The organism is endosymbiont of Bathymodiolus septemdierum str. Myojin knoll (assembly GCF_001547755.1).
Taxonomy (GTDB): Bacteria; Pseudomonadota; Gammaproteobacteria; order PS1; family Pseudothioglobaceae; genus Thiodubiliella.
This window is the reverse complement of sequence record NZ_AP013042.1, coordinates 1,273,448-1,294,020: the sequence shown is the minus strand read 5'-3', so window position 1 is coordinate 1,294,020 and position 20,573 is coordinate 1,273,448. Positions and strand designations below refer to the sequence as shown.

At 39.3% G+C, this 20,573-nt stretch carries 21 protein-coding genes; 13 read left to right on the top strand and 8 right to left on the bottom strand.

The annotated features are described in order from the left end of the window. Nucleotides 1-8: 8 nt before the first annotated feature. Genes BSEPE_RS06815 through BSEPE_RS06790 form a run of 6 tightly spaced genes read left to right on the top strand, consistent with a single transcriptional unit; the run spans nucleotide 9 to nucleotide 6,114 of the window. Nucleotides 9-2,267, top strand: coding sequence for an MMPL family transporter (locus tag BSEPE_RS06815; RefSeq protein ID WP_162262093.1), 2,259 nt, complete (start codon nucleotides 9-11; stop codon nucleotides 2,265-2,267). Then, nucleotides 2,260-3,447: a beta-ketoacyl-ACP synthase gene (locus tag BSEPE_RS06810; protein WP_231893493.1), complete on the top strand. Its 1,188-nt coding sequence runs from the start codon at nucleotides 2,260-2,262 to the stop codon at nucleotides 3,445-3,447. The genes BSEPE_RS06815 and BSEPE_RS06810 overlap by 8 nt, the downstream gene beginning before the upstream one ends. After that, nucleotides 3,441-4,232 (top strand): beta-ketoacyl synthase chain length factor, encoded by a 792-nt coding sequence (locus BSEPE_RS06805; RefSeq protein WP_066045413.1) that lies wholly within the window; start codon nucleotides 3,441-3,443, stop codon nucleotides 4,230-4,232. Before BSEPE_RS06810 ends, BSEPE_RS06805 begins: the two co-directional genes overlap by 7 nt. Continuing rightward, complete coding sequence (locus tag BSEPE_RS06800) at nucleotides 4,225-4,662, top strand: hypothetical protein (RefSeq protein WP_066045411.1); 438 nt, start codon at nucleotides 4,225-4,227, stop codon at nucleotides 4,660-4,662. Before BSEPE_RS06805 ends, BSEPE_RS06800 begins: the two co-directional genes overlap by 8 nt. A gap of 11 nt (nucleotides 4,663-4,673) precedes the next feature. Beyond that, entirely contained in the window at nucleotides 4,674-5,393 is a 720-nt protein-coding gene (gene fabG / locus BSEPE_RS06795) for a 3-oxoacyl-ACP reductase FabG (protein ID WP_066045409.1), read from the top strand. Nucleotides 5,394-5,397: 4 nt separating this feature from the next. Continuing rightward, nucleotides 5,398-6,114 (top strand): 16S rRNA (uracil(1498)-N(3))-methyltransferase, encoded by a 717-nt coding sequence (locus BSEPE_RS06790; RefSeq protein ID WP_066045407.1) that lies wholly within the window; start codon nucleotides 5,398-5,400, stop codon nucleotides 6,112-6,114. Here the strand turns inward: BSEPE_RS06790 and BSEPE_RS06785 are convergent. Genes BSEPE_RS06785 through proC form a run of 3 tightly spaced genes read right to left on the bottom strand, consistent with a single transcriptional unit; the run spans nucleotide 6,100 to nucleotide 8,354 of the window. After that, entirely contained in the window at nucleotides 6,100-7,140 is a 1,041-nt protein-coding gene (locus BSEPE_RS06785) for a hypothetical protein (protein WP_066045405.1), read from the bottom strand. The two genes, BSEPE_RS06790 and BSEPE_RS06785, sit on opposite strands and share 15 nt — an antisense overlap. Beyond that, nucleotides 7,127-7,531 (bottom strand): hypothetical protein, encoded by a 405-nt coding sequence (locus tag BSEPE_RS06780; RefSeq protein WP_066045403.1) that lies wholly within the window; start codon nucleotides 7,529-7,531, stop codon nucleotides 7,127-7,129. The genes BSEPE_RS06785 and BSEPE_RS06780 overlap by 14 nt, the downstream gene beginning before the upstream one ends. Beyond that, on the bottom strand, nucleotides 7,524-8,354 hold the full coding sequence (gene proC / locus BSEPE_RS06775) for a pyrroline-5-carboxylate reductase (protein WP_066045402.1): 831 nt from the start codon (nucleotides 8,352-8,354) through the stop codon (nucleotides 7,524-7,526). The genes BSEPE_RS06780 and proC overlap by 8 nt, the downstream gene beginning before the upstream one ends. Nucleotides 8,355-8,407: 53 nt before the next feature. Between proC and BSEPE_RS06770 the strand changes: the two genes are divergently transcribed. Continuing rightward, nucleotides 8,408-9,076: a phosphoglycolate phosphatase gene (locus BSEPE_RS06770; protein WP_066045400.1), complete on the top strand. Its 669-nt coding sequence runs from the start codon at nucleotides 8,408-8,410 to the stop codon at nucleotides 9,074-9,076. 10 nt (nucleotides 9,077-9,086) lie between these two features. Then, nucleotides 9,087-10,319: an adenosylmethionine--8-amino-7-oxononanoate transaminase gene (gene bioA / locus BSEPE_RS06765; RefSeq protein WP_066045398.1), complete on the top strand. Its 1,233-nt coding sequence runs from the start codon at nucleotides 9,087-9,089 to the stop codon at nucleotides 10,317-10,319. A gap of 108 nt (nucleotides 10,320-10,427) precedes the next feature. Here the strand turns inward: bioA and BSEPE_RS06760 are convergent, their stop codons facing one another. Beyond that, the gene (locus tag BSEPE_RS06760) at nucleotides 10,428-11,816 is read right to left on the bottom strand and encodes a tetratricopeptide repeat protein (RefSeq protein WP_066045396.1); all 1,389 of its coding nucleotides are present in this window, start codon (nucleotides 11,814-11,816) and stop codon (nucleotides 10,428-10,430) included. Between the two features lie 167 nt (nucleotides 11,817-11,983). Beyond that, on the bottom strand, nucleotides 11,984-13,948 hold the full coding sequence (priA, locus tag BSEPE_RS06755; RefSeq protein WP_066045394.1) for a replication restart helicase PriA: 1,965 nt from the start codon (nucleotides 13,946-13,948) through the stop codon (nucleotides 11,984-11,986). 54 nt (nucleotides 13,949-14,002) lie between these two features. On the opposite strand from priA, the gene ybeY reads away from it, so the two are divergent. Continuing rightward, on the top strand, nucleotides 14,003-14,440 hold the full coding sequence (ybeY, locus tag BSEPE_RS06750) for an rRNA maturation RNase YbeY (RefSeq protein ID WP_066045392.1): 438 nt from the start codon (nucleotides 14,003-14,005) through the stop codon (nucleotides 14,438-14,440). A gap of 1 nt (nucleotide 14,441) precedes the next feature. Here ybeY and tilS read toward each other — a convergent pair whose 3' ends face one another. Both tilS and BSEPE_RS06740 read right to left on the bottom strand, forming a co-directional pair. Beyond that, nucleotides 14,442-15,611 (bottom strand): tRNA lysidine(34) synthetase TilS, encoded by a 1,170-nt coding sequence (gene tilS, locus BSEPE_RS06745; RefSeq protein WP_066045390.1) that lies wholly within the window; start codon nucleotides 15,609-15,611, stop codon nucleotides 14,442-14,444. Continuing rightward, nucleotides 15,592-16,542, bottom strand: a complete 951-nt coding sequence (locus BSEPE_RS06740; RefSeq protein ID WP_066045388.1) for an acetyl-CoA carboxylase carboxyltransferase subunit alpha — start codon at nucleotides 16,540-16,542, stop codon at nucleotides 15,592-15,594. The genes tilS and BSEPE_RS06740 overlap by 20 nt, the downstream gene beginning before the upstream one ends. A 243-nt stretch (nucleotides 16,543-16,785) precedes the next feature. Between BSEPE_RS06740 and BSEPE_RS06735 the strand changes: the two genes are divergently transcribed. The 3 genes from BSEPE_RS06735 to BSEPE_RS06725 are packed head-to-tail and all read left to right on the top strand — an operon-like array spanning nucleotide 16,786 to nucleotide 18,973. After that, nucleotides 16,786-17,463: a TIGR00153 family protein gene (locus BSEPE_RS06735; RefSeq protein WP_066045386.1), complete on the top strand. Its 678-nt coding sequence runs from the start codon at nucleotides 16,786-16,788 to the stop codon at nucleotides 17,461-17,463. A gap of 9 nt (nucleotides 17,464-17,472) precedes the next feature. Further along, nucleotides 17,473-18,741, top strand: a complete 1,269-nt coding sequence (locus BSEPE_RS06730) for an inorganic phosphate transporter (RefSeq protein WP_066045384.1) — start codon at nucleotides 17,473-17,475, stop codon at nucleotides 18,739-18,741. Nucleotide 18,742: 1 nt separating this feature from the next. Next, nucleotides 18,743-18,973, top strand: coding sequence for a BolA family protein (locus BSEPE_RS06725; protein WP_066045382.1), 231 nt, complete (start codon nucleotides 18,743-18,745; stop codon nucleotides 18,971-18,973). On the opposite strand, the gene BSEPE_RS06720 is transcribed toward BSEPE_RS06725, so the two are convergent. Further along, complete coding sequence (locus tag BSEPE_RS06720) at nucleotides 18,970-19,146, bottom strand: DUF1289 domain-containing protein (protein WP_083503028.1); 177 nt, start codon at nucleotides 19,144-19,146, stop codon at nucleotides 18,970-18,972. The genes BSEPE_RS06725 and BSEPE_RS06720 overlap by 4 nt on opposite strands. Before the next feature lie 58 nt (nucleotides 19,147-19,204). Between BSEPE_RS06720 and BSEPE_RS06715 the strand changes: the two genes are divergently transcribed. Next, nucleotides 19,205-20,485: a DEAD/DEAH box helicase gene (locus tag BSEPE_RS06715; RefSeq protein WP_066045378.1), complete on the top strand. Its 1,281-nt coding sequence runs from the start codon at nucleotides 19,205-19,207 to the stop codon at nucleotides 20,483-20,485. The last annotated feature ends 88 nt before the right edge of the window (nucleotides 20,486-20,573 follow it).

Sequence of the window (20,573 nt, the reverse complement as noted above, 5' to 3'; positions counted from 1 at the left end):
TATTTTTAATGACTATCGTAATTTCTACTTGGTATTTAAACAACCACTTATTAGTTGTTTCTAATATTGAGCAATTTTTACCTAGCAATATTCAAGATAAAAATTCGCAAGTGTTAATTGAGCAGTCTCAAAAAGGAGCGTCTGCCAACCTTATTTTGGTACAAATTTTAGAGTCTAATAGCAAAGAGTTATCTCGACTCAGTCAATCGCTAAAGGCAAAATTGCAAACAAATAATATATTTGATTTTATTGTTAACTCCCAAGATTACGATAATTTGAGGTATAAAGAGTTATTGAAATACCGGTATTTATTACACGATAATAGTTTTGAAGTGGATGAATTGCGTAATAATTTTGCAGAATTATTATCTACTTTTACTGCTAATGCCCCTAATAAGCTCATTGATTATTTATTGATTGACCCTCAAAAGGCATTTTTAGACTATCTGTTTTTAAATCAAGTTAAAACAGTAGCAAAAGAAAAACATGGCGTTTGGTTTGTTGCTGACAAGTCGTTGTTAATGATACAAATTCAAGAAAATTCTACGACTGGACAGCAAGATATAGCAATAAAGGCTATTAAAGATGCTTTTATCAATAGCAAACCAGGCAGTGCTAAGTTATTGTTATCGGGTCCGAGTGTTGTGGCAACACAGGTGCGTGAAAACATTCAAGATACTATTAAAAAGGCTAGCTTTGTGCTTCTCTTGGTTATGTTTCTTATCTTTATCTTTGTCTATAGGTCTGTTTATTTATTGCTATTAGCAAATATTGTACTTGGATCCTCTATTCTTATTGCAATGACCATGACCCAAATTATCTTTGGACAAATACACGGTATTGTGTTGGCGTTTGGCATTACCGCACTTGGTGTTTGCTTAGATTACCCATTACATATATTTAGTAATATATCAGCAAAAAAATCAGCTTCTGATGCAGTTAATTATATTTCAAACCCGCTTAAAATTGGCTTATTAACCTCTATATTTGCTTATGTTTCCTTGATGGGAACTGGATTTGATGGGCTCAATCAATTGGCTGTTTTTGCTATTGTGGGATTGTTCATAGCATTTGTAGTCAGTGTTTATTTAATCCCTGTGTGGATGCGGAATCAAAAGGTAAACAAACGAGAGGTTTCTATCGGAAAACCTTCGTCATTAAGGCTAAAATTTTTAATTAGTTTTTTGGTTGTTTTGTTACCTGCAATATTTTTATGGCAACAAAACAATTTATTTAATGCCAGTATTTCACAATTAAACCCGGCTTCGATTGAATCAAGACAGATTGATTCAAATTTACGCCAAGCATTGGGAGTTGAGGAAATTGACCAGCTTTTTTTGGTATCCGATAAAGATTTAGAAGGTGTTTTGGCAAAGACTAAAGAGATACGGCAACAGTTAAAAAATCTTATTAATCAGCAGATTATTGCTGGGTCTATTGGCGTGGATACATTGCTACCAAGTAAAAAAATGCAACAATATCGCCAAAGTCATTTACCGAGTAAAGAGACATTACAAAGTAAGGTGGCGCTGTCTGTATTAGAACTACCTTTTAAAAAAGGTGTATTTAAACAATTCATTGAAGATGTTAGCAACAGTAAAACACTACCTTTGTTGAATTATCAAGCGTTCAAAGAGTCTATTATGGGTAATAAGATGCGGTCATTGTTGTTTACTCAAGAAGGCATATGGTATTCTTTAATTAGGATTATTGACATTAAAGAGATGGATAAATTTAGTCAACAAGTTGATAGCGATCCTATCTTAAAAGATGCTTATTATTCTGTCAGTGAAGAAGCTAGTAATATTATGGATAATTATTTGAGTGAAACTTGGAACAGGTTGTTGCTGATGATGGCGTTGCTCTTTTTTAGCGTACTTTGGTTTTCTCGCAAAGATAAAAGTCGAATTTGGATAGTTCTACCTGTGTTTTCAGGGGTTCTGATTAGCCTTAGTTTTCAAGTGTTGTTAGGAAATAGTATTGGCATTTTTCATTTATTGTCGTTATTGCTAGTTGTGGGTTTGGGTTTTGATTACAGCTTGTTTTTTAATTATGAAAACATAAAAGCAGGTCAACCTTCTAATAGCACGCATGCCATTACTATTAGTGCAATAACGACTATAATGTCCTTTTCTGTACTGACTTTTTCAGAGGTTAGTGTGCTAAGTTCGATTGGACAAGTTGTTGTTGTGGGTGTGCTAAGTTGTTTTATTGTTGCTAAATTTGTTAGTACACCTACTTTATCTGCTGTGAATAAATATGAATAAAACGATAGACGCTCTTCAAATCACTGCAAGTACTCTGGTTAACGCACTGGGCGTTGGAAAAGGTACCACCTTAGAGGCAATGTTTAATAGTTCCAGTGGTTTGCGTAATGTTCATTATCCCGGGATGAACTTCAATACCTTTTTGGGGCTGGTTAACAGTGTTAACAATGTCGAATTAGAAGACCCTCTAACAAAATTTAGTTGTAGAAATAATAGATTAGCTAAATTGGCATTAGATACTAATGATTTCCGCAATGAAGTTGATATGGCTATTGAAAGGTATGGCAAAGATCGAATTGGTGTTTTTCTGGGTACTAGCACTTCGGGTATTGCAGAAACTGAGAATGCTTATATTGGTAGAAATGAGGAGACAGGTAAATTACTCAACATAGATATGCTTTATACCGACAATACTAGTTCTATCCAAAGATATGTTTGTCGCTCATTAGGTTTGACAGGTGTTGGTATGGTGATTTCTACTGCTTGCTCGTCAAGTGCCAAAGTTTTTGCCTCAGCCTATCGACATATACAAGCAGGTTTCTGCGATGCTGCAGTTGTGGGCGGTGTTGATAGTATGTGTTTAACAACTTTGTATGGATTTAACGCTTTGCAATTAGTGTCTGAGGGTATTTGTCGACCTTGGGATAAGAATAGACAGGGTATTAATATAGGCGAGGCTGCGGGCTTTGTGTTGTTAGAAAAATCTAGTGGTAATAATCATATTCGCCTAACGGGCTACGGAGAAAGTAATGACGCTTATCATATTTCTTCACCTCATCCCAAAGGTGCCGGTGGAAAGATGGCAATGGAGAGTGCGTTAATGGCCGCCGGTATTAATGCTACGGATATCAACTATGTGAATTTACATGGTACAGCAACGCCATCAAATGACCAATCAGAATCTATAGGACTATCCACAGTTTTTAACTCAGAAATTTTATGCAGTTCAACCAAAGGTATGACTGGACACACTTTGGGGGCGGCTGGCATTAATGAGGCTATTATTTGCATTTTGGCGTTAGAGAACTCTATTATTCCTGCTAATATAAATTTAGACACTGTAGATGAAAATCTACCAGTTCAGGTATTGACAAAGAGCGTCAAAAAATCACTAAACCATATAATGTCTAATTCTTTTGGATTCGGTGGCAGTAACTGTAGTTTAATATTCTCATGCTAAATAAAAAAGTTTATGTTAACGGTGTCTCAGTGATAATCCCAGGAATGGAAGACTCTAGTGAGTCGTTAAAGATTTTAAAAGGTCATAAAAACTGGCAAGCAAAGGCACTGTCTAAAATGATTCCATCTTTATTACCAGCAAATGAGGCTCGTAGGACGACGACAGTTATTAGACTTGCCTTAAAAGTCATCGAATTGGTAGAATATAACAATGATATTACATTGGCAGTTTTTGCTTCGTCAGAAGGGGATTTAGGTATAACAGATAAAATCTGTAAGACTTTGGCAACTGAAACTAAAATGGTATCCCCAACTTTATTCCATAATTCTGTACATAATGCCCCTGCAGGGTATTTTTCTATTTCTGCTAACATGAAAACACCTTCAACCAGTTTATCTGCGGGAGACAACACCTTTTCTGCTGGATTGATTGAGGCAGTAAGTCAAGTATTAGTTGAGGAAAACGATGTTTTATTAGTGGCTTATGATAATGTTATCCCTGATAATTTAGATGGCTTTCGTCATTTTGAATATCCAGTTGCCATTTCCTTGCTGTTAAGCGCAAACAAGGAAATTGGCACAATAGCAAGCATTGATATTTCAATTGCAGACCAGCAACAAAGAATAACCCAATGTTTTAATGACTCCCTGGAAAAAGTTAGAGTTGGAAACCCTATCGGACTTGGGTTGCCTTTGGTTGAAGCGCTTGTTAGCAAGATGGATACTAAAATTTTCATTCCATATTTAAATAAAAATCAATTATTGGTCAAAGTTAATAATGTTTAGCAGTGATGAAATTTGTCAATTGATTCCGCACGCTGGAGCGATGTGCTTAATAGATTTTGTTGAAAAATGGGATAAAGATTCAATTCTCTGTACAACGCAAACACATCAAAAGCAGGATAATCCCTTGCTTAGTAATGGCATATTACATACATCTGCTTTGATAGAATACGGAGCTCAGGCGATGGCAGTTCATGGAGCTCTGATTGCAAAAGAGTCTAAGGAGAAAATGCAAAAAGGGTATTTGGCAGCATTAAGGGGTATAGATTTCTACCAGAATGCTGAAATAAATAGTGTTACTTCGCCTTTGGTCATTGAAGCTACAAGAAGACTAGCCTCCCATGGCAATATGATATATGATTTTTTAATTACTTCTGAGGGTGAGAATTTAATATCTGGAAGGGCAACAGTGGTTGCTATTTTTAACGATTAATGAGATAAAAAATGAAAAGAGCTTTAGTAACAGGTGGTAGTGGGGATTTAGGCAGTGCAATATGTATTGATTTAGCCAAGAAGGGCGTTGAAGTTTTGGTTCATAGTAATCGCAATGAAGAAAAAGCGATTGAAGTTGTGCAAATTATTACTGAAAATGGAGGGAAAGCGACCTTAGTTTGTTTTGATATTACCGATATAGAATCCACACAGAAGGCGTTAGATAAAGTTTTAGAGCAGGGTGCTATACAAATTTTGGTTAATAATGCCGGTATTCACGATGATGGTATTTTTGCGAGTATGAGCTATGCCCAGTGGCAAAAAGTTATTAATGTAAATTTAAACGGCTTTTTTAATGTTACACAAAAATTAATGTTGCCAATGATGAAAACTCGCTGGGGAAGGGTGATTAATTTATCTTCAGTTGCAGGTGTAATAGGTAATCGTGGACAAGTAAATTATTCGGCAACAAAAGCAGGAATCATTGGCGCTACCAAATCTTTAGCGATAGAAATGTCGTCAAGAGGCATTACGGTTAATGCTGTGGCTCCAGGCATTATAAAAGGTAGTATGACGCAAGATGTGTTTGATAAAGAGTACATAAAAAAAGTAGTTCCTGCTGGGCGAGAAGGCACACCAGAAGAAGTTGCCGCACTAATATCGTTTTTAGCAAGCGATTCTGCTGGTTATATTTCTGGACAAGTCATCGGTATTAATGGCGCCATGGCTTAATTTAATGAAAAACCCACGGCTCTACCAAAATACCTTAATTAATGTTAACGATGAATTGACACTGGATGCACCTGCATCACATCATTTGGTGAAAGTTTTACGCTTTCAACAAGGGAAGAGAGTGACTTTGTTTAATGGCGATGGTGCGAATTACACAGCTGAAATATCACAAGTGCAAAAGAAATGTGTTGTAAAAATTTTAGAGAAATCTCAAAATTTGTCCGAGTCAAAACTCAATCTCACTTTAGTGCAGGGCATTGCCAAGGGTGAAAAAATGGATTTCTTAATGCAAAAAGCGGTGGAACTCGGTATTAATAAAATCATCCCTATTTTTACTGAGCGTTGCGTCGTCCGTCTTAAAGGTGATAAATTAGCAAAACGCCACGCACATTGGCAAAAAATCGTCATTAGTGCCTGCGAGCAATCAGGTCGCTCTGTCGTTCCAGAAGTTGTTGCACCAATGACATTAGAGGCTTTTTTACAACAGCCAATTATCAATGGTTTTGTCCTTCATCATCGTTGTGAAAAAATTTTATTAGAAGTAGAAAAAGTCAACCAAGCCACCATCTTAATCGGTCCAGAAGGTGGGCTGAGCGGGGTAGAAATTGATCAAGCCACACAGGCGGGTTGTCAACCTTTATTATTAGGTGCCCGCGTTCTTAGAACTGAAACCGCTTCATTGGTGGCGATTGCTAATATGCAGTTGCTATGGGGTAGTTAGTAGTTTCAGAGCATCCTGAATAGGCATTAGCACATTAGCAAGTTTTTTGCGAATGGCAGAACCTGCCAAACTGTGGGCGGAGATGGTACTAACGACCAATTGTTCGCCGATGCTTGCCAGGAAAAGACGGGCTTTGATTTTTTCATTATCTAAACCTAAGCTGCCTAAAACTTGTTGTGCTTGGGTTTGGCAATGTTTGATGTCGTCTGAGCGTTGAATCATTGGATGTGCCAAAGTACTACCCAAGACTTCTAAAGTGCGATATAGGACATGTTCTTGGTTGATTTTTTTCAAGATAGTAATAATAGTTTTGAGTAGGATTTGCCTTTGTTCGCTATTAATGCATTCAAGTTCTTTAATGTCGCTATCTAACGCAATTGTGTGGTCATTATTCGGTAAATTGTCGGTATCTCTCTCAATAAATCCCACTAAGAAGGCGGTTTTTCTTTGCCCTTGTTTCCACAATCTATCTTTTGCTTCTTGAGAAATTAATGCGTCTTGCAAAAGTAGATTGGTAGTGTCAATTAATTGCGTTGTGTCGTCGGTAAAAGGTAAAAACTCTAATAAATAATCGGCAATTTGTTTACCAACAGGGTGTTTTACAACAAAATCACGGGTCAGTAGGAAGCGACCGATTTCCGCTTGTTGGTCGGTGTTGGTGGCACACCACCAGACTAAATCCAGCACTTCATCGTTTAAACTTTGAGCATTTGCTACAGCAACAACGGCTTCAATGTTGCCGATTTTGAGCAAGGATTTTAGATTGACGGAGCTGACTTGCCCCATTCTTGACCAGCGTTTGAGGTAAGATGGATAGCCGCCCATACTGCCTAATGCTTGCGAGACTAATAATTTTTGCACGGCTTGAATATACTTACTACTATCACCAGGCGGGTTGAGGACGATGATTTGCTCTTTTTTATCTGCGGTCAATCCGACGACGACGATTTTATAAACATCAACGCGAATCGCCTCACAGGTTGCCATTAATACATTGAGTTTAAGGGTGTCTTCAGCTGTGAGCATTGAAATATTTGTTAATTTTTGAAAGGGAAGCAGGTGCCAAAGCATCTTTAAAAATAACCACAGATTCTTTGCCAATGCGGATAATAACCAAGAAACGAGATTGAAATTCAAGGTGGAAAGTGGAATATTGTTGGGTGGCAAAATTGTTTTTTGTCACCATTAATTTATCCATATTCAGAGAAATTTCTACGATAGAGTTCGGATGGGTAAGCCATAAAAACCTAGGTAAAAAATAAACCAACCAAAAGCATAAGGCGATACTAACGGCAAGACTGAGCCATAGGCTATAAAAATAATACCAAGCTGAAAATATACCCAATAGATAGACAGCAATACTAATGCCTAGATAGATTTTTGACGGTTGAATTTTGACGCTCAAATTATTACGCATTGTCATCTAATTCGAAGCCGATTTTCTTAGCGCGGTCAAAAGCAGCACGCATTGCATGAGAAACCACAGACTCAAAATTCTGCGTTTGAAAGGACTCAATCGCCGCCTGCGTTGTGCCATTTTTTGAAGTTACTTTGGCGCGTAATTCATTGCTGGAATCGTTGCTTTGACTTGCCATCATACTTGCGCCTAATGCGGTTTGAATACTGAGTTTTTCGGCTATTTTTTCATCCAGTCCGAGGGCGACCCCCGCTTTTGTCATTGATTCAATCATTAAAAAGAAATAGGCTGGACCGCTGCCCGATAATGCGGTTACCGCATCAATCATATCCTCATCTTTAACCCAGAAACACGCACCAACAGAACTCAATATTTGTTCGGTTAAAGCCTTTTGCTCTTTGCTAACCGCATCATTTGTCATCATGCCAGTTGCGCCTACACCTAATAATGCAGGTGTATTTGGCATAGCACGCACAATTGATGCATCGCCCCCGAGCCAGCGATTAATACTGGTGGACTTGACCCCTGCAACAATAGAAATCATTAAAGGCTGGTGGTTAATATGTGGCTGTAATTCTTGACAAACTGTTGATAATATTTGCGGTTTGACGGCAAAAACAATGACATCAGATTGTCGGGCTAATTGCATATTGTCGGTAAAAATCTCAATACCGAGTTCGGTCTTTCGTTGTGATAATAAAACCGCATCTTTATCGCTGACTTTGATATTTTTTACTGGAAATCCACTACTACGCAGTCCAGATATCAAAGCAAACGCCATATTTCCTGCACCAATAAAACCGATTGTTGTTGTCTTTTCCATTAAAATATCTTAAAACTTATAGAAGATGACTATTCTACCTAAAAAAGGACAATATGAAAAAATTTAACCCAAAACTTATTATGATTGATGTTGATGGCACTTTGGTTGATAGTGTGCCAGATTTGGCATATTGCGTTGATGAAATGATGTTGGCAATGGGACGCAAAAAATGGGGCGAAGCGAAAGTGCGTCAGTGGGTAGGCAATGGCGTGCCTAAGTTAGTAGAGCGTTCGTTAACAGGTGAGTTAGAAGGCACAGTTAATCAAGAAGATTATGACAAGGCTTATCCAATTTTCTTGGCATTATATGCCAAAAATACTACAGGTCGCTCGTCGCTGTATCCGGGTGTACAAGAGGGCTTGGATTATATGAAAGCACAAGGCTATACCTTGGGGTGTGTGACCAATAAAGCAGCGCAATTTACTTTGCCTATTTTGAAAGATTTAGGGATTTTTGATTATTTCGGCATCGTGGTTTCTGGCGACACTTTGGCAAAGAAAAAACCTGACCCATTGCCTTTGCTGCATTCGGCAGAATTTTTTGACATTAGTCCAGAAGACTCACTGATGTTAGGCGATTCTATTAGTGATGTTAAAGCCTCTCGTGCAGCTGGATTTGATATTATTTGTATGTCTTATGGTTATAATCACGGCGTTGATATCCGCGATGCCAATCCAGATATGGTGATTGATTCTATGGTTGAACTTAAGGAATACCTATAAAACTACCGTTATGGATGCATTTGACAATTCGCATATTTGGCATCCGTATGCTAAGATTCCCAATGAGGTTCCCACGCATTTAGTTGAATCTGCCCAAGGTGTTTACTTGGTTTTAAAGAATGGAAAGCAGGTAATTGATGGTATGAGTTCGTGGTGGAGCGTGATTCACGGATACAATAATCCTGTATTAAATCAAGCGATTACCGAACAGTTGAAAAAAATGTCACATGTGATGTTTGGCGGGCTGACGCATCAACCTGCAATTGATCTTGCAAAAACATTAATTAACATTACCCCCGATAATTTAACCAAAGTATTTTTTTCTGATTCGGGTTCTATAGCCGTTGAAGTCGCCCTTAAAATGGCATTGCAATATTGGCATAAGCAAGGAAAAACCGATAAGCAAAAATTTATCACCATTTATGGTGGTTATCATGGCGATACTTTTGGCGCGATGAGTCTATGCGACCCTGAAAATGGCATGCACCACTTATTCGGCGACACATTAGCACAGCAAGTTTTTGTCAAAAGTCCATCCATAGTAGCAATGGACGAAGCGCTTGAAGATTTAGAGCAAACTTTAAGTAAAAGCGCTAATACAATTGCCGCCATGATTTTAGAGCCTGTGGTGCAGGGCGCAGGTGGAATGCGCATCTACAATCCCCAATACCTCAGCCACGCAAAAGCATTGTGCGAACAATACAAAGTGTTGTTTATCTTAGATGAAATTGCCACTGGTTTTGGTAGAACAGGTGAATTGTTCGCCTTAGAATATGTTGATGTTGAGCCCGATATTCTCTGCCTTGGTAAGGCACTCACAGGCGGTTATATGACGCTCGCTGCCACGCTCACCAGTGATAAAGTCGCGACAACAGTCGGTACGCTAATGCACGGACCAACTTTTATGGCAAACCCGCTCGCTTGCGCCGTCGCGAATGCCAGCATTGAATTGCTGTTAAACGAACCATGGCAAGACAATATTGCCCGCATAGAAAAACATTTCTACACCCATTTATCCCCTCTCAGTGAAAATGACAAAGTTGCCAGTGTGCGAATTTTGGGTGCCATCGGCGTGGTAGAAATGGTTGCTGAAATTGAGGTAGAAAAAGTTCAAAACCAGCTGCTTGAGGGCGGCGTTTGGCTGCGACCTTACGGCAAACTACTCTACACTATGCCAGCGTTTACCATTACTGATGATGAGTTGTTATTGTTAACAAACGCTATAAAAAAAGTAACTAAATAACAATATATTTCTTATTGTTTCCGAGCATTAGCACTGCCAATACTTCAGCCATATCTTGCAGGAAATTTAGATATCCCTAGTTTGTAAGAACGACCACCTCAACGAAAGTCATAGGTGCGTTAAGACATTTGCTAAATTTTCAGACACCTGTTTAGTGGTAGGATGCTCATCACCCAAAGTTTTCTGAAGCGTAGCCAGTGCCAATTCATAATACTCAATGGCTTTTTTATATTCGCCTAACGATTGCCACGCCATGCCTAAATTATTGCGACGATTTGCCACATCAGGATGCGCCTCACCATAGGTTTTTAAATTACTTGCCAGTGCCAATTCATAATACTCAATGGCTTTTTTATATTCGCCTAGCGATTGCCACGCCACGCCTAAATTATTGCGACAAGTTGCCACACTAGGATGCGCCTCACCATAGGTTTTTAAATCACTTGCCAGTGCCAATTCAAGATACTCAATGGCTTTTTTATATTCGCCTAGCGATTGCCACGCCATGCCTAAATTATTGCGACGAGTTGCCACACTAGGATGCGCCTCACCATAGGTTTTTAAATCACTTGCCAGTGCCAATTCATAATACTCAATGGCTTTTTTATATTCGCCTAGCGATTCCCACGCCATGCCTAAATTATTGCGACAAGTTGCCACACTAGGATGCGCCTCACCATAGGTTTTTAAATCACTTGCCAGTGCCAATTCATAATACTCAATGGCTTTTTTATATTCGCCTTGTTGGTAGTCTTTATCGGCTCGCTTGATAAGTTCCTCAACGGTTGGTTCTCGATAAGTCTTAACTGCACTATTACTGGTGGCAAAGCCATAAAAATCTGGGTAGATGCTGGTTTGTGTTATGCCACAAAGTTGCTCAAGTTCGCCTCTAATGGTTAACTTTGAGTCTTTGTCAATGATGAGTATCGCTTCAAATTCATTGTCTTTAATCTCGCCACTTGCTGTGAATATAAAGAGGCTGTCTTGTTTAACAATACGGCTGTTGTTTAAGGGTGGTTGCCACTTTCCAAGGGTGTATGTTATACCATCTCTAATTGACAAAGATAAAATACTGCTTAATAACTTGTTTTTATCTTCGCCGGATACTTCTAAAAAACGCGCTTTATCGTCAACCTTCAAACAAACAACTTTGCCGTCTTCTTTCGTGTCTTCACAGGCAAACCACAAAGCCGTTAAAGCATTCAAGGAAAAATCAATCAAAGGCGTGGCGCACCCATAATGCTGCAATTCTGCCAAAAGTTCAAGGTCGTTATTGCTGGCAATCTCTTGCGTGTAGTTTTTTGCTTGGTTGATAATATTTTCGGTGTATTTAATTAGGTCTTGATTGACATTTCCCTCTAAGCGTCTATATGCACCAGACTCAACTCCCCAGGTTTTGTCGCCTTGTCCGCGATAGGCAAAACTACCTTTTAATTTCAAAATTTGCTTTTGAAAATCAGAGACAGTTTTAATATTTTTTTCGTTGTTTGTTGTCATAGAATGCGGATTAAAATCAAGGAGCCAGAGTAATTGATTTAATAATTGCGTTGGTTTGCAAATTCAATACTTAATTTTGCCCAGTGGTTCATTTGTTTTTCTTTTTACTATTTTGATGAATTGACTATTATAGGGGCATATTTAAATCTTATAAACTTTATTACGAGTTATTCAATTGGGTCTATATCTAAATACCAACGCACTTTGTTTTTGAGTTTTAAGGTATGAGCGTGTTGATTGAAAGTTGAGAGCAGTTGGTGTAATGCTTTTCTATCGTTAGATTGTAGGTAAAGGTTGAAGTAGTAGTAGTCAGATTTTTTCTCAATGGTATTGGCAACGGGCCCCCAGAGTTCTACACTGTCTATTTGGATGCGTTTGAGCAGGGTGACGGCTTCGTTGAGGAAGGCTTCAGCGAGCGTTTTATCTTTGGCATTGGCACATAATAGGGCGTATTGGGCGTAGGGAGGCATCATCGCTTGATTGCGTTGTTTGAGTAATATGCCAGCGTATTGGGTGTAGCGATTAGAGAGTACGAAGTTAAAAATTGGGTGTTCTGGGTAGCGGGTTTGAATGGCAACTTCGCCTTGGTCACCACTGCGTCCAGCACGACCGGAAACTTGAATGAGGAGTTGCGCCAAATATTCTGTAGCTCGGAAATTACTGGATAATAAACCGCCGTCAATGTCCAAAACGCCGACCATTGCAAGGTTAGAAAAATCGTGACCCTTGGCAAGCATTTGTGTACCGACGATGATGCACGGTTTGCCAGAATTGATTTGTTCTAAATGTTGCTCAAAGGATTTTTTGCGTCGTGTGGTATCGCGGTCAATGCGGATAATTGCTGTGTCTGGAAAGTGAGAACAGAGGGTTTCTTCTAGGCGTTCAGTGCCGTATCCATAGACTTCTAATGAGGCTTGATTGCAGTCAGGGCAAGTGCTTTGAGGTATTTTTTCGTCGCCACAATGATGGCATTTTAGACGGTTGATGTGGCGATGGTAAATCATACCTGTGTCGCAATGGTCGCATTGTGCTTTCCAGTCGCATTCGGTACAAAAATACACGGGGGCATAGCCGCGGCGGTTAATGAACAACATTACTTGCTTATTTTTTTTCAAATACTGTTTCATTTTTTCAACCAATAAGGCGGATAAAGCAACCCCCGTTTCGGTGCGCATATCAAGCAAACTCACTTTTGGCAATAACGCCCCATTTGCTCGTTTAGCGAGGGTTAAACGCGTTATCTTTTTATCTATCATGCGTTTTAGCATTTCTAATGACGGCGTTGCAGTGCCAAGTACCACAGGAATATTGGCTTGTTTGGCACGGACAAAAGACAAGTCTCTGGCGGAGTAACGAAAACTGGATTGTTGCTTGAAAGAACTGTCATGCTCTTCGTCAATGATGATTAAACCTAGGTTTGGCATTGGGGCAAAAATCGCACTACGAGTACCGAGTACCACACCCGCCTCACCACTTTTTGCCATTAAATAAGCGTCTAATTTTTGTGTTTCGTTGCGTTGTGAATGAATGGAAACGATGCGGGTGTTGAGTCTGGATTCAAATCGTGAGACCATTTGTGGCGTGAGTCCGATTTCGGGGACAAGGACAAGAACTTGTTTACCTTGGTTGAGGGCTTTTTGAGCGATGCGTAAATAGACTTCGGTTTTACCACTACCAGTAACGCCGTGTAGTAAAAAGCCATGGTACTTTCCTAAAGCGCCGATGATTGTATTAATCGCATTGGTTTGTTCTTCAGTAGGCTCAAAGTCGGGTTCATTGGTTTTTAGAGGCAGTCCGACGACTTTTTTAATAATGGCTTCTTTACCAATGCGTAGGTTTTTTGGTAGAGCAGTGGCAATAACTTCACCGATTGGGTGATGGTAGTAGTTGGCTGACCACAGCAAAAAATCAAGGATAGGCTGGTCGAGGATTGGCGTGTCGTCCACGACTTCTTCAACGCTTTTTAACTTTTCAAAGTCGCTTTTGTCTTTGATTGTCAGCACCACGCCGATGACTGTTTTACGCCCAAAGGGTACTTTGACGCGCGCACCAACTGTTGCCTTCTGATTGCAAAGGTAATCAAAAGTTTTGTTTAACGGCACTGGAATAGCAACTTCAAGGATTAATGACAAGATAAAAATTATGCTATAAAATAAATCATTTTATCAATAAGACAATAGGCGGATATGGTTGTTATTCAAAATAGCGCTAATGATGCGTCAATTAATGAGCCAAATCTTATTAACACCTTGCAAAAAGTGATTGCAGACTTGGGTGAGGGCGATAGCGAGTTATTAATTCGACTGGTGGATAAAAATGAAATTCAGGCGTTGAATAAAACTTATCGCGATAAAAATCAACCAACCAATGTGCTGTCTTTTTCTAGTGATTTACCTAAAGAGATTGAAGAAATGATTTTGGGTGATGTCATTGTTTGCCTTGAAATCGTACGCGAAGAGGCAAAGGCGCAAGGCAAAACTTTTGAACACCATTTGATGCATATGTCTATTCATGGCGTATTACATTTGCTTGGTTACGACCATATTGTAGAGGCTGAGGCTGAGGAAATGGAAGCGTTAGAAGTTAAGATTTTGAATGGACTAGGAATAGCTAACCCTTACTAGGTTATTCTGCATTTTCCATATAGCCGATGCGTTCCATTGCCCGCAATTCATCTTCAACATAATACATCTTTAAAGTATTACGCTCCCAAGGTGGGATGCTTGCTTCTTGTAAGACTTTTTTTAAGGATTGCGAGTGACGCTTGTTTGAAAGTTTGATACGCTGACCGTCCTTACGATGGCGAATGGAGAAATTATTCATATCCTTAAATTCAGCGTGGTAAGGGCAGTTTGACTTATTTTCTAGCGCTTGATTGATAAAATAAAGTTCATTTTTATAACGACGAATTTCAGCCTCTCCCCAACTAACAAGCGGCACAGCATCTTCTTTGGCATAGAGTAAATCCAAGATTTGTTGCATAACTTTATCCGAGGGCATTAAAAAACCTAAATTACTCAGATGGTGGCGCAAAACATTCCTAATGCGATAAGGTTTGAGAACCGACAAACGCGCAACATTCAATCTATTGCTTGAGATTAAATGATATTGTTCAATGTCTAATTTTGCTAAATCCTGTGTAAGACGCAAGGATTCAGACTGATGTTTTGCACTACGCGCTAAAGTATTTGTTAGGTTTTGATAAACGGTTTCTAATTTTGGTAGAATGTCTAATCTCAAAAAATTACGACGGAAATTTGTATCCGTATTGCTGTCATCTTCAATCCAAGACAATTGATTGTCTTTAGCGTATTGAATAATTTCAGATTTGGCAATATTTAGCAGTGGACGGTAAAGGGTGCCTTTGCCAAAGGTTTTAAAGGTTGGCATAGATGCCAATCCAGCCACGCCAGAGCCACGGAATAATTGTAGCAATAAAGTTTCTGCCTGGTCATTTTTATGATGGGCAGTGCAAAGCACTTCGTTTTTTTTTAAATCTGAAGATAGTGAGAGATAACGACTTTTACGCGCATTTTCTTCCACATTTGACGATTTTTTAATAATAAGATTGATTTTGGTAAAAGGAATATTTAGAGATTGGCACAAATCATCGCAAAATGCTTGCCATTCATTACAATGCCTTGAAAGATGATGATTGCAATGTACAGCGCGGACTTTATTAGGATATTTGGCGTGCAAATAATGCAATAAAACCACCGAATCAATGCCACCACTCAGCCCGAGAACGATGTTTTTCCCTTCTAAAAATGCATCTTTAGTCTTTAAATTTTCCAAAACCTAATAGTTTTTCTGCGCGTTGAGCCACCAATTGTTCAATATCAATGGCAGTTATTTCGTTGAGTTGTTGTTTTAAGGCAGCTTTGAGAATTATTTTGGCTGACTCAGTATCACGGTGAACGCCACCAAGTGGTTCAGTGATAATCGTATCAATCAGCCCTTCTTTTTTAAGATGAGCACTGGTTAATTTAAGCGATTCTGCTGCAATGTTTGCTTTTGCTGCATCTTTATAAAGGATAGATGCGCAACCTTCAGGAGAAATCACGGAATAAATGCTGTATTCAAACATCATTATTCTATCTGACACGCCGATTGCCAATGCGCCACCAGAGCCACCTTCGCCAATGACGACAGAAACAATTGGGCTTTTTAGGGTGGACATTTCGAACAAGTTTCTGGCAATTGCTTCAGACTGACCGCGTTCTTCGGCGCCGATACCTGGATAGGCACCTGGGGTGTCAATAAAAGTAACAATGGGCAGTGAAAATTTTTCAGCCATTTTCATTAAACGCAAAGCCTTGCGATAGCCTTCTGGCCTTGGCATACCAAAATTGTGTTTGATTTTATCTTGCGTGGTTCGACCTTTTTGCTGACCGATGAACATTACTGGCATGCCATCAAGTTTGGCAAGACCGCCAATAATTGCATAATCATCTGCAAAAGCACGGTCGCCATGGAGTTCGGTAAATTCATCAAACACATCGTCAATATAATCAAGCGTATAAAGGCGATTAGGATGGCGTGCTAATTGTGCAATTTGCCAGTCCGACAATGAAGAGAAAATTTTTTTAGTTAATGAAGTGCTTTTGTCTTTTAGGGCTTGTATTTCCTCGGAAATATCTACTTTGTCTTTGACGCTCTGTAGGGCTTCAATCTTACCTTCTAAGTCGGCAATCGGTTGTTCAAAATCGAGATAATTTAAATTCATATCAAGTTAAAGTGGGTGTTTTTTACAATTGTGGTAAATTATAACATTAAATTATTATTAAGACCTCTGCATAAATAAGGGTGATTAGCAAAATGACAGATTTTATTAATTTATAAATTTTTTAAATCCACTCTTGGCAGGATTAAGAATGGATTTAAGTTTTAATTAAAAAAAGACTTGACATATGGGGTTATCTGTTGAAAATGCACTTTATTGAAATCATAATTTTAAAGTGGGGTTAAAATGCCAAAAAGTATCATTGATGGGCTGTTCGGAAAATCACCAATTAGCCCACTACAACAGCATATGAGCAGTGTTCATTCGTGTATTTCATTGCTCAAAGGTTTTATGATTGCTATTGACGAAAAAGACTGGGAAAAGGCGCAAGAAATCAGAGTTGATATTGGACATAAAGAAGGCGAAGCCGATATTTTGAAGAAAAAATTGCGTGCAAAATTACCTTCAACTTTTATGATGCCCTTCTCTCGTCGTGATTTATTGGATTTATTATTGATTCAAGATTCTATTGCCAACACGACAAAGGATGTTGCAGGCTTAATTATTAATCGCAAAATGACCTTGCCAGAAGCAATTTCTGCCGATGTTATTGAATTGACAGATGTATGTATTAAAACTTCTGCAGCAGCACTTAAGGCGGTGAATGAGTTAGATGAGTTAATGGAAACTGCTTTTGGCAATAGAGAGCGCAAAGTTGTGAGTTCTATTATTGACGATGTCAATCAACTAGAAAGTAAATCTGACAAAATTCAGCACCAAATCCGCACCAAATTATTCCCGATAGAAGGAGATTACCCACCCGTTGATGTAATGTTTTACTATCGTGCGGTTGAGTGGCTAGGTGAGTTAGCAGATTCTGCTCAAAAAGTTGGGTCTCGCTTAGAAGTCTTGCTTGCAAAATAAAGGAGCGTTATGGAAATTATTGCAAATCACGGCGATATCTTATTAATCCTTGCGGTTGTTTTTGGCTTATTTATGGCGTGGGGCGTAGGTGCAAACGATGTCGCAAATGCAATGGGGACATCTGTCGGTTCGGGCGCCATTACTGTCAAACAAGCCATTATCATTGCTGTTATTTTTGAATTTGCAGGGGCAGTATTGGCAGGTGGCGAAGTTACGGCAACTATTCGTAAAGGCATTTTAGATGCCAATGTGTTTACTGACAGTCCGCATTTATTGGTTTATGGTATGTTGGCATCGTTATTAGCAGCGGGTTTTTGGCTAATGATTGCCTCTTCTTTTGGTTGGCCGGTATCAACCACGCACTCAATTGTTGGTGCAATCGTTGGCTTTGGTGCGGTGGGCGTAGGTATTGATGCGGTTGCTTGGGGAAAAGTTGGCAACATTGCAATGAGTTGGATTGTTTCACCGATTTTGGCTGGTAGCATCGCTTTTGTATTGTTTAAAAGTTTGCAAAATTTAATTATTGACACTTCTGATCCATTTGATAATGCTAAAAAATATGTACCGTTTTATATGTTTTTAGTGGGCTTTATTATTTCCCTGGTAACGATTTTTAAAGGACTTAAACATGTTGGTTTAGAATTCGAAATGGGTACAAGTTATGCCTTGGCAGTCGGGTTTGGATTGTTGGTTACCCTTGTTGGTACTGTAATTATTCGCCGCATTCATGTAGATCCGAAAGAAAATAAAGACTTTCACTTTACCTCAATGGAACGAATATTCAGTGTATTAATGGTCATTACCGCCGCTGCTATGGCGTTCGCACATGGGTCAAACGATGTGGCAAATGCGATTGGTCCATTGGCTGCTATTTACGGTGTGATTGAAAGTGGTGGCTTGATTGGCTCTAAAAGCGCTTTGCCCGTTGGTATCTTGTTGGTCGGTGGCGTGGGTATCGTCTTTGGTCTCGTGACTTATGGGCATAAGGTTATTGCCACAATTGGCGCTGGTATAACTCAGCTAACGCCTTCACGCGGTTTTGCGGCAACTTTGGCGGCTGCCACAACTGTGGTCATTGCATCAGGTACAGGTTTGCCAGTTTCCACCACGCAAGTTTTGGTAGGTGCAGTCTTAGGTGTTGGTTTGGCAAGAGGTATGGCGGCACTCAATACCCGTGTGATTAATAAAATATTTTTATCATGGTTAATAACATTGCCGGCAGGTGCGTTAATGTCGATTTTATTCTTTTTTACCCTTAAAGGCGTGTTTGGTGCATAATATGACATTAGAAGAAATCCAAGTAAAACTTGAAGCAGCTATTGAAAATTCAACTGTTACCATGGAGGGTGATGGTTGTAATTGTTCAACTTTGGTAGTTTCCCCTGTCTTTGAAGGTATGTCGTTATTAGCCAGACAAAAAATGGTGTTGGCTGCGGTGCGTTCAGATATTGATAGCGGTGCGTTACATGCTTTAAGTATTAAAGCCCGTACGCCTTCGGAAGTGTCTTAATCTCTACCTTTAACTTTCCGACCCTCTAGATCTTTCATAATTGCTTCACGCATTGCATTTGAATAATTAATCCAGTTACTAATTTCATCACTGTTGCGCTTGCAACCGACACAGAAGTTCTGTTTGTTGTATTTACAAATGCCAACACAAGGCGATTTGATTTGAGTATTCATTAATGTATTATAGGATGCTAATGTAAAATGTGCGTCTTTATTTAAAAAATAGTTTGCTATGGGTTTTTCGAAATTAGGTTTATCTGACGCCATCCTTGAGGCAGTCATTAAAAAGGGCTACGACAAACCGTCGCCCATTCAAGAACAGGCAATTCCTGTTGTTTTAGATGGTAAGGACATTATGGCCGCTGCACAAACAGGTACCGGTAAGACCGCAGGCTTTACTTTGCCAATTTTGCAACTTCTATCAAAAGGCACCCCTGCAAAATCCAACCAAGTGCGCACCCTTATCTTGACACCAACACGCGAGCTTGCCGCACAAGTGAATGCCAGCGTGATGGATTATGGTAGGCAGTTACCACTCAAATCAACCGTGGTTTTTGGTGGCGTTAAAATCAACCCACAAATGCAAAAACTCAGAGGTGGTGTGGATATCTTGGTAGCAACCCCAGGTAGATTATTAGATTTATATTCACAAAATGCAGTGAAATTCGACCATTTAGAAATTTTTGTGATGGATGAAGCCGACAGAATGTTAGATATGGGATTTATCCACGATATTAAGAGAATTTTAAAGATTTTACCAGCAAATAGACAAACTTTAATGTTTTCAGCTACTTTTTCTGACGATATTAGAAAACTGGCTAAAACCTTGGTTAATGATCCAGTAGAAATTTCAGTAACCCCAAGAAATACCACAGTGAAATCCGTCAAACAATGGATTCATCCCGTTGACAAATCTAAAAAACAAGCCCTGCTGACGCATCTTATACAAGAACACAGTTGGTATCAAGTGTTGGTATTTAGTCGCACTAAGCATGGCGCTAATCGTATTGCCACACAGTTGGGAAAACGCGGCATCACCGCCGCCGCCATTCATGGCAATAAATCCCAAGGCGCTAGAACACGCGCCTTAGCAGATTTCAAAGCTGGAAAAGTGAATGTCTTAGTGGCAACCGACATCGCTGCCCGTGGCATTGACATCGTTGAACTCCCTCATGTGGTTAACTTTGACCTTCCCAATGTCCCAGAGGATTATGTTCATCGTATCGGTAGAACAGGTCGTGCTGGTTCAAAAGGAGAGGCCATTTCATTAGTCAGCGCCGACGAAGCCAAACAATTGTTTGACATCGAACGCCTAACCCAGAAAAAACTTGAGCGCATAATGGTTGATGATTTTATTCCAAATCACGATGTTCCTGAAACTGGTAAGAAGTTACTACCCCCAAAAAATAAGAAACCAAAGAAAAGCAAAAGTCGCAACAAACCAAGATACGGAAAAAATAGTAACTCTGCCGACAATAAACCCAAGAAGAAAAAAACTTTTTTCAAAAAATAAAACAACTAGGATCATAACAATTTAAGCGGCTCTTTTCTGAATATTTTGAGCGATAAAAAAAGCCCGCATAAAGCGGGCTAATTTAATG